The organism is Mycoplana rhizolycopersici, from assembly GCF_013378445.1.
In the GTDB taxonomy this organism is placed as follows: domain Bacteria; phylum Pseudomonadota; class Alphaproteobacteria; order Rhizobiales; family Rhizobiaceae; genus Mycoplana; species Mycoplana rhizolycopersici.
The window spans coordinates 423193-431096 of the sequence record NZ_JABXYK010000004.1 but is presented as its reverse complement, the minus strand read 5'-3'; the positions used below and the strand labels follow the sequence as shown (position 1 = coordinate 431096).

The window sequence follows — 7904 nt, the reverse complement described above, 5'->3', positions numbered from 1 at the left end:
TGCGGGCTGGACGGTCCCTGCCCTCTCCTCGACGATGCCAACATAGGAGGCGGCGGAGCCCGTGCGGAGCAGGATTTCAGCGCGCTGAAGCGGCCGGAAGCGCGCTTCGCCAATCGTGCGGCACACGATGCAAGCCTGCGCCCAGGCGCCTTCCTGCGCGGTCGAGCTTGCCGTCCACAGCCAGCCGTCGAGTCGCAGATCCATGTCGATGGTGCCTGCGGCCTGCAAGCTGCTCAGTTCCTCGATGGCATCGGTCGTCGCCCGGCACAGCATGAGCGCGTCATCTTCACCCACAAGCGCGCGCAGCATGTCGATTTCCGCAAACCAGCTGTGAACCTGGCCGCCATTGCGGCCCGAAGCACCCGCCCCGCAGAAGTCCGCTTCGAGAACGGTCACGCGTGTCTGCGGGGCTTGCTCCTTTATGCGGAGAGCCGTCCAGAGACCGGCATATCCGCCGCCGACGATCGCCACGTCGCAGTCCTCGCTGCCCTGTAACGGAACGGTGACGGCGTCCGCATCGATGCTCTGCAGCCAGAAGGAGCGGTCCCCCTTTGCTGCAGCCACAGGCGGCCTCATCTTGATGGTGTTCATGCTCAGGCCCTCTGTGTCGTGCGGATGACGCTGTCGTACTTGTCCAGCAACCATTGGGGAACCGCCTGGATCGGCTGGGGAAAGCCGCCCAGATGCGTGCAGGTTTCCGCGGCATTGGCCGCGGAATGATCAAGGACAGCCTGCTCCGAATAGTCCTCGAAGAAGCGCGACACGAGGAAGGTCGCGATGAAGCTGTCCCCCGCCCCGCAGGTATCGACCACCGTCACCGGCACCGAGCCTGCGAAAAACATTTCGCTGCCGTTGTCATAGAAGGACCCGTGTTTGCCGCGCGTGACTACGACCTGCCGCGCCCCCGCCTCCTTGAACCGCTCAATCAGCGCGACCGGGGAAGCGGCCATGCGGTCCGAAACGGGTAGTGACAAGGAAACGCTTTCCGCGGTCGAAACGTTGATGGCGACGAAACGCGCCTATTCGCGATGTCGATCTCAACCTCTACTGGCTGGCGCGCAAGCTCGGTATACCGGCGCGGCGGATTTCCACGGCAAGAACGTCTCGCAACATGTCAACGAGCACCGGATTGTCGAGGCCTGCGCGCTGCTCGTCGAAACGGACAAGGCCGTGACCGAGATCATGTTCGAGGCGGGGTTCCAACATGGCCGCCCGGATCCGTATCAACCTTGATGAAACAGGAGACAACACACAGTGGCATAACCCCCTATATTGCGCTCAGCGGCGTCCGGAAGGCATACCGCATCGGCGGCGAGATGATCCCCATCTTCTGAGGGCTCGATCTCATCATCCCCCGCGGCGATTTCGTCGCCGTCATGGGCCCGTCCGGATCGGGCAAATCGACGCTGCTCAACATGCTCGCCGGTATCGACCAGCCGGATGCCGGCACCTTGAGCATCGGCGCACCAGCCGTTTGGACCAGATGGGCGAGGCCGCGCGCTCCGCCTGGCGGGCCCACAACATGGGCATCGTCTTCCAGTTCTATAATCTGCTGCCCATGCTCAACGCCGCGGAGAACGTCGAGCTGCCGCTGCTGTTGAAACCGCTGTCGCGCAAGGAGCGGCGCCTGCGCGTCGAAAAAGTCCTCGACCTCGTCGGGCTTTCCGGGCGCGAAAACAATATCCCGCCATGATGTCCGGCGGCCATCAGCAACGCATCGGCATTGCGTGCGCCATCGTCTCCAATCCCGGCCTGCTGCTCTGCGACGACCGACCGGCGACCTCGACCGAAAACCCGCCCACGAGGTTCTGGACATGCTGCGCTTCCTCAATCGCGAGCTGGAAAAGACCATCGTCATGGTGACACATGACCCGCAGACCGCCCTGTACGCGCGCCGCACGTTGCATCTCGATGAGGGCGATTTCGTCGAAGAGAAGGGGGCCGCCTGATGACCTTGCTCGATCTCGCCCGAAAGAATGCTTGGCGAAAACCGCTGCGCACCGTGCTCCTCATTGTCTCGATCGCGGTCGCCTTCCTGATCTACGGCCTGACCGCAAGCTTCCTCAACCGCGCACAGGGAGCGGCTGCGCGGTTTCGTCGAAGTGGAGAGGAATGTCGTCGCCATCAGCGCCGCCGATCCTGACCTGCTGATGACCGTCAATGGCAAGGAACTCGGCCTGGCGCCCGCCTTGGAAGGCGCTATCAGGCAGGCCCGTGACAAGGTGCTGGTCCGCCGTGCCCTCGCTGAGGCACAGGGCTGGACCGTCGCCAGCGCGTGACGGTCACGGCCTTCGATATGCCGAGAGAGGACGGCGGGCGAGACTGGCGTTTCAAGATATCCGGCATCCTCGAGGGCGAAAGCCCAAGGACACCTCGAGGCCTTCGTCGTCCGCCGTCGCGCAGGCGTCTCGCCGGGGGGAACTCGCCGCCGGGATCGATACGCTCTTCGCCAACTCGGTAACGCCAACGCGCATGCAATCGGAAAAGCAGTTCCTCGAAGCGTTTCTGCGCCAGTATGCCGATGTCGGGCTCATCGTGAGCCTCGTCGTCGGCGCTGCCTTCGTCACCCTCTTGATTGTCGTCGTCAACATCGTGGTCTTTGCCGTACGCGAACCCACTTTCGAGATCGGCGTGCTGAAGACGCTCGGTTTCTCCCGCCTGCGCATCATGGCGCTCATCCTCGGCGAAACCCTCTTCGTCTGCGCCGTGGGCGGCGGCATCGGCCTCGCGAGGGGCGCGCTGCCGGCCGTCAACGCCATGCGACCCCCCATCATCAAAGCGCTCAGAACGAGGTAGTCCCAATGTCCACCCATGCAAGACAAGCCCGGACAGTGCATTTGTCTGTGACCTCAGGTAGCTGCGCCGGTCACGGCTTTCCAATGCGCCATTACGCGGATCCGATGGATGTGGGTGGCCAGGGCTGAGTGCTTCTGGTTTGGGGCGACGAAAAGATTCGGGCTGCTGAGAAGACCGAGATGAAGCGTTGCAAGCCTCCCGGGAGACCGAAATCTCTGCATAATCTGTTCTCGCTTTCGAAATGGGACGTGACACACAGAGCGCCAGCCATCGGCCGCCGCCTTCGGGCAGGGTCGTTCCGGGTTCAGCAGACGGAAGTGGCCATCGCCTGTGCCACCCTCAATCGCATGTTGGCATGCGCACTCCCGAAATCCGTCCTCCGCAAGAAGGCAACTGCGTAGACGACCGCATCAAAGATCATACTCCGCAATGGGCGCGATCCGTGCACCAACGCCCCAAGGTGAGCAACTGCATGCCTTTGGACAATCGGTTGGATGACCTCCGCGTGCGGGAGGCAAGCCCCGTCGACAAGACAAGGCCCCCGGGGCGTCAGTGGCCGACGCCGAGATAAAGCTCGGCCGCACGCTGGTCGGCGAGCAGGCCGTCGGCCTGTCCTTCAAGTGCGACCTTGCCGGAATCCATGATCGCCCCGCGATGGGAGATCGCCAGCGCCTGGCGCGCGCGCTGCTCGATCAGCAGCACGGCCGTCCCCGTCCTCGCCAGTTCGCGGATGCGGCGGAAGCTCTCGTCCGCCATGATCGGGGACAGCGCGGCCGTCGGCTCGTCGAGCACGATGACATCAGGACGCGTCATCAGGGCTCGCGCAAACGCGAGTTGCTGTCGCTCGCCGCCCGACAGGCTGCCGGCGCGTGCGCGCCGCCGCTCGTTGAGAGCCGGAAACAGGTCGAACATTTCGACAATGCGTTGCTTGCGGTCCTTCACGCCCTCCACCACTTCGAGATTTTCGACAATGGTCAGCGCGGCGAAAACGTTGGCGGTCTGCGGCACGTAGCCGATACCGGCGCGAGCGCGCTGCTCCGCCGGAATGCGGGTGATGTCGCTGCCCGACAGGGTGACACGGCCGTTGACGCGCGGGAGAAGGCCGACCACCGCCTTGGCCAGGGTGGACTTTCCCGCGCCGTTGGTGCCCGCGACGGTCAGGATCTCTCCCGCTTCGAGGGTGAGATTGATTCCGGTCAGAATGTCGGTCTCGCCATATCCGCCGGTCAGGTTTTCGATGGTCAGCATCAGTTTGCTCCCCCTCCGATATAGGCTTCACGTACGGCGGCATCGGAGAGCACGGCCGCCGGCTCGCCCGAGGCGATCAGCTTGCCGCGGTCCATGACGTAGAGCTTGCTGACGAGTTTCGACAGCGCGCCGAGATCATGCTCGATGATGAGGAAACCGATGCCGCGCGCATTGAGTTCGCGGATCTTCTGCGAAAGCTCCTCGATCAGTACAGGATTCACGCCGGCGAAGGGCTCGTCCAGCATGATCAGCTTTGCCCCGGTCATCAGCGCGCGGCCAAGCTCCAGCAGTTTCTTCTGACCGCCGGAAAGGCGACCGGCCGGCGTGTCCGCGACGACGCCGAGCTTGAGGAAACGGATGGTTTCCTCAACCTTCCCGGCAATCTCCTTCTCCTGCCGGGCAACGCTGGCGGGCCGGAAGAAGGTCGTGATCAGATTCTCGCCACCCTGTCCCGGTGCGGCGGCCATCAGGTTTTCCCGAACGGTCATGTGCGCGAATTCGCGCGGAACCTGGAAGGTACGCACCATGCCGGCCTGCGCCCGCTCCACGGCGGACGCATTGCCCAGCGGCTTGCCGTCCAGCACGACGTCGCCGCCATTGCCGTCGAGAAAGCCGGTGACCAGCGAGAACAGTGTCGACTTGCCGGCGCCGTTCGGTCCGATGACGCCGATGATGTCGGCATCTTCCATTGTAATCGACACCCGGTCGACCACGGTCAGGCCACCATAGGCCTTGCTCATCTCTTTGATTTCGAGGGTCATCGCTTTGTATAGTCCCCCATGAGGCCCTGCGGGCGATAGATTGTGAAGAGCATCAGGGCGAGACCGATCGCGCCCAGACGGATGCTTGCCATGGCGACCTCCGGGATGAACGGCGCGATGTCGCGCAGGAAACGGGAGCCTTCCAGGAACACCATGAGTATGATCACGCCGGCCACTGTGCCGGATATACGGCCCACACCGCCCATGATGATCGCCATCCAGATCTGGAAGGTGATGAAGGGGATGAACTGGTCCGGCGAGATGTAGCCGATGTAGTGGGCATAGAGCGCGCCCGACAGACCGGCCAGCATGGAGCCGAGAAGCAGCACCTGCATCTTGAAACCGGCCGGATCCTTGCCGAGCGACTTTACCGCCTCTTCGTTGTCACGGATCGCTTCAATCATGCGGCCGAAGGGTGAACGGACGATGCGGCGCATGGCGAGAATGGCCAGCACGCAGAACACGGTGACGATTGCCAGCATGGCAATCGCCTGCGACTGGCCGGTGACGCCGGAAAAGATACGCGGAATGCCTGCAATGCCCTGAACGCCGTTCGTCAGCCAGCCCTCGGACGTCGCGACAAGACGCACGATCTCCGAAAAGCCGAGCGAGGCGATGGCGAAATAGTCCTCGCGCAGACGGATGCTGATCACGCCCAGCGGCCAGGCCGCGAGCATTCCGACCAGGGCCGCCGCCAGCAGCGACCACGCCACCGGCACGCCATTTGTAGACAGGATCGCCGAGGTATAGGCGCCGACGCAAAAGAAGCCGACATGGCCGAAGTTGATCAGTCCGGTCAACCCGAACTGGAGATTGAGGCCAAGGGCGAGCAACAGGTAGATACCCGAGACGATCGCAATGGCGATAAGATAGGCGTCCATATCAGCGTACTCCTTCCACCCGACCGAACATGCCGCGCGGCCGCACGAGAAGCACGAGAAGCAGCACGATAAAGGACACGGCGATCTTGTACGTGAAGCCCACGAACGGGGTGGCAAGCTCCTGTGCGACGCCGATGACGAGGCCGCCGACGATCGCGCCGACCGGATGACCTATCCCGCCGAGAACGGCAGCCGCGAAGGCAGGCAGCAGCATATCCCAGCCCATTTCCGGCGAGACCACCGTCTTCATGCCGAGAATGATGCCGGCGATAGCGGAGACCGCGCCCGCCATGGCCCAGAGCGTGAACATGACGGGGCGCGGCGCAATTCCCGACACCCGCGCCAGAAGCGGATTGTCGGCCACTGCACGCATACGACGGCCGATCGGGGTCATGTGCAAAATGATGAAGACGATGACCAGCGTCACGAGTGCGATGGCTGCGAACTTCAGGTCGTTGGGCTGGATGCGCAGGTCAAGGAAACGGATCGGCCGCACAATGTCGAGCTGGAAGACGCTCTGGTTGTGCCCGAAAGCGAGGCCGAGGCCCGCGCGAACGAAGAAGGCGAGACCGATCGAGGCCAGCAGCGAGGAAATCGGCGAACGATTGGCAAGCTGCCTGAAGACCAGGACGTAGGAGAGGACCGCAGCCAGCGCGCCGGCCAGCAGGCCGACAAGACCGCCGAAGATCAGAGACCCCGTCAGCGTCGTGCCCAAAAGAGCGCCATAGGCGCCCAGCGTCATGGTGTCGCCAGTGGCCGCGTTCGAGAACCGGGCGATGCCGAAGACGAGCGTTACCGCCAGGCCGGCGAGCCCGATGATAAGCCCGGACATGACGCCGGAAAGGAGGAGTTCGGCAAAGCCTGTCATGGTTGGTTTGCTCTACTTACATTCAGGATTGAAAGGAGGACATGGCTGCCCGCCAGCAGCCATGTCCGGGCGGGCTTTCGCCCGCCGGATGCTTGACCCCGACGCCTTGGGCACGGGGGCGACGCATCAAAGCGTGACGACGTATTCGCGCTTGATCTCGCCGCTCCGGATGAAGGAGGCGGCGAAGTCCGGCGTCACGTCGCCGAATTCGTCAAAATCGAGAACCGAGGAAGCGCCCTCATAGTTGATCGGACCGCTCTTCAAGGCCTCCTTGCCTTCGGCGAAGGAAGAGACCTGCTTGCCGTCCGGGTTGGCGACTTCACGGATTTTGGCGTTAATCGCGGCCATGTCGGCGCCGGGACCGGCCGCTTCCATGGCCAGCGCGAGCACTGTAACCATGTCCCAGGTCATGGCGGCGTAGACATTGGTCAGGCCAGGGTGGCCGACCGCCGACTGGTAGGCTGCATCGAATGCCGCAAAAGCCGGCGAGCCTTCGTTGGAAATGCTGTCGACCGAAATGATGCCTTCGACGACGTCCGGTCCGAGCGCCTTAACCAGTTCGGGATTGCCGGCCCAGGCTGGCATGATGAACGTGTTTTCCTCGCCGGTCTGGTACCATTCGCGCAGGATGATCGTGGTGTCTGCGATATAGGAGCCCATGACGATGACATCCGGCTTGGCGTCCAGAATTTTCTGAAGTTCGGCGCGGTAGCTCGGCTGCGCCGGCTCGTAGACCACCGAGGCAACGATCTCGCCGCCCTTGGCCTTCCAGGCCTTTTCGAAGCCTTCCGTATTGCCGATGCCGGATGCATTGTTGAAGGCCATGGTGGCGGGGCGCTTGAAGCCTTCCTTCGTGGCGATCTCGGCAAAGGCGCGGCCGAAGCGGTCATTGGTGGCCTGGAAGCGGTAGCCGAGCTTCTTTTCGTTGGCGGGGGCGACCGATAGGGCCGGCGCACCGGAGCAATGGAAGAGAGGAATATTGGCTTCGCTCGCCAGCGGAAGGACGGCGAGCGAAACGCCGGACGACCAGGTGCCGAGAACGGCCTGCACCTTGTTGACCTCGATGAGCTTCTTGGCGGCCAGAACGGCTGCCTGCGGCTGGGTCTGGGTGTCTTCCGCGAAGACCTCGAACATGCGGCCGGCAGCACCACCAGCCGCATTCACGACCTCGGCAGCCGCGGCAATCATCTTCTGCATGCCGGTGCCGTAGGGGCCGCCTGCGCCGGTAATCGGGTTCAGCGCGCCGATGCGGAAGGTGCCGGCGTCCTGCGCGAAGGTCAGGGACGGCATAAGGCCCGAGCCGGCAAGTGCGGCAAGGCTGGCCAGGGTCTGGCGACGGGTCAGGTTCAT

Annotated in this window: 8 protein-coding genes and 4 pseudogenes; 4 read left to right on the top strand and 8 right to left on the bottom strand. The window is 63.5% G+C overall.

Annotated elements, in window-relative coordinates:
* Together HV823_RS09300 and HV823_RS09295 are read right to left on the bottom strand one after the other, a co-directional pair.
* Window positions 1-591, bottom strand: a 591-nt coding sequence (locus HV823_RS09300) for an NAD(P)/FAD-dependent oxidoreductase (protein ID WP_176949419.1), incomplete at its 3' end; no start/stop codon positions are given.
* Window positions 592-593: 2 nt separating this feature from the next.
* Window positions 594-950: a PfkB family carbohydrate kinase gene (locus tag HV823_RS09295; RefSeq protein ID WP_176949418.1), complete on the bottom strand. Its 357-nt coding sequence runs from the start codon at window positions 948-950 to the stop codon at window positions 594-596.
* Here HV823_RS09295 and HV823_RS09290 point away from each other — a divergent pair.
* The 3 genes and pseudogenes from HV823_RS09290 (at window position 949) to HV823_RS09280 (ending at window position 2796) form a co-directional block, all read left to right on the top strand.
* Complete coding sequence (locus tag HV823_RS09290) at window positions 949-1233, top strand: hypothetical protein (protein ID WP_176949417.1); 285 nt, start codon at window positions 949-951, stop codon at window positions 1231-1233. The genes HV823_RS09295 and HV823_RS09290 overlap by 2 nt on opposite strands.
* Window positions 1233-1949: pseudogene (locus tag HV823_RS09285) on the top strand (ABC transporter ATP-binding protein). Before HV823_RS09290 ends, HV823_RS09285 begins: the two are co-directional and overlap by 1 nt.
* Window positions 1949-2796, top strand: a pseudogene (locus tag HV823_RS09280) (FtsX-like permease family protein). The pseudogenes HV823_RS09285 and HV823_RS09280 overlap by 1 nt, the downstream one beginning before the upstream one ends.
* 53 nt (window positions 2797-2849) lie before the next feature.
* Here the strand turns inward: HV823_RS09280 and HV823_RS09275 are convergent.
* Window positions 2850-3047, bottom strand: a pseudogene (locus tag HV823_RS09275) (IS6 family transposase); the annotation flags it as partial.
* Between the two features lie 18 nt (window positions 3048-3065).
* Between HV823_RS09275 and HV823_RS09270 the strand changes: the two are divergent.
* Window positions 3066-3197, top strand: a pseudogene (locus tag HV823_RS09270) (IS5/IS1182 family transposase); the annotation flags it as partial.
* Between the two features lie 148 nt (window positions 3198-3345).
* Here the strand turns inward: HV823_RS09270 and HV823_RS09265 are convergent.
* The 5 genes from HV823_RS09265 to HV823_RS09245 all read right to left on the bottom strand — a co-directional run bounded on the left by HV823_RS09265 (window position 3346) and on the right by HV823_RS09245 (window position 7904).
* A complete protein-coding gene (locus HV823_RS09265; RefSeq protein ID WP_176949416.1) occupies window positions 3346-4044 on the bottom strand; it encodes an ABC transporter ATP-binding protein in 699 nt (232 codons plus the stop codon).
* Window positions 4044-4805: an ABC transporter ATP-binding protein gene (locus HV823_RS09260; RefSeq protein WP_176949415.1), complete on the bottom strand. Its 762-nt coding sequence runs from the start codon at window positions 4803-4805 to the stop codon at window positions 4044-4046. The genes HV823_RS09265 and HV823_RS09260 overlap by 1 nt, the downstream gene beginning before the upstream one ends.
* Window positions 4802-5686 carry a branched-chain amino acid ABC transporter permease gene (locus tag HV823_RS09255; RefSeq protein ID WP_176949414.1) on the bottom strand — a complete coding sequence of 295 codons (885 nt, stop codon included), beginning with the start codon at window positions 5684-5686 and terminating at the stop codon, window positions 4802-4804. The genes HV823_RS09260 and HV823_RS09255 overlap by 4 nt, the downstream gene beginning before the upstream one ends.
* Window position 5687: 1 nt before the next feature.
* Complete coding sequence (locus HV823_RS09250) at window positions 5688-6554, bottom strand: branched-chain amino acid ABC transporter permease (RefSeq protein ID WP_176949413.1); 867 nt, start codon at window positions 6552-6554, stop codon at window positions 5688-5690.
* Between the two features lie 126 nt (window positions 6555-6680).
* On the bottom strand, window positions 6681-7904 hold the full coding sequence (locus tag HV823_RS09245) for an ABC transporter substrate-binding protein (protein WP_176949412.1): 1224 nt from the start codon (window positions 7902-7904) through the stop codon (window positions 6681-6683).

Coding starts and splice junctions, on each gene's coding strand:
- HV823_RS09290 (WP_176949417.1), top strand. CDS start 949: ATGCGGTCCGAAACGGGTAGTGACAAGGAAACGCTTTCCGCGGTCGAA.
- HV823_RS09295 (WP_176949418.1), bottom strand. CDS start 950: ATGGCCGCTTCCCCGGTCGCGCTGATTGAGCGGTTCAAGGAGGCGGGG.
- HV823_RS09265 (WP_176949416.1), bottom strand. CDS start 4,044: ATGCTGACCATCGAAAACCTGACCGGCGGATATGGCGAGACCGACATT.
- HV823_RS09260 (WP_176949415.1), bottom strand. CDS start 4,805: ATGACCCTCGAAATCAAAGAGATGAGCAAGGCCTATGGTGGCCTGACC.
- HV823_RS09255 (WP_176949414.1), bottom strand. CDS start 5,686: ATGGACGCCTATCTTATCGCCATTGCGATCGTCTCGGGTATCTACCTG.
- HV823_RS09250 (WP_176949413.1), bottom strand. CDS start 6,554: ATGACAGGCTTTGCCGAACTCCTCCTTTCCGGCGTCATGTCCGGGCTT.
- HV823_RS09245 (WP_176949412.1), bottom strand. CDS start 7,904: ATGAACCTGACCCGTCGCCAGACCCTGGCCAGCCTTGCCGCACTTGCC.